1 protein-coding gene is annotated in these 252 nt (G+C 62.7%); it reads right to left on the reverse strand.

Annotated elements, in window-relative coordinates; translation table 11 throughout:
- Nucleotides 1–252 (reverse strand): hypothetical protein (locus ACLJNW_RS27010; protein WP_410961626.1); only part of this gene is annotated, 252 nt, incomplete at both ends.

Raw genomic sequence — 252 nt, forward strand, 5'->3', positions numbered from 1 at the left:
TTCCAAGGGCATTCCAGCCGAAGCCGGTGAAGACTACGCCGCGGAGCCACTCCATGGCGGTCCACCCCGCTGAGACGAGCGCAGCGACCCGCAGATTGTTCCACGACTTGATCCAGACCGGCTCCGTCTCCAAGGAAGACGGGCGTGGTCTTGCCACCGTGCCGGCAAAGAGTGCCCAAAGCGCCGTGTAGCTGCCGAGAAAAAGACAGAGCGCGATCCATCCGGGAACCGTAACGGTGACCAGCCAATGGA

It is taken from the genome of Salmonella sp. SAL4457 (assembly GCF_046548235.1).
Lineage (GTDB): Bacteria > Pseudomonadota > Gammaproteobacteria > Enterobacterales > Enterobacteriaceae > Salmonella > Salmonella enterica.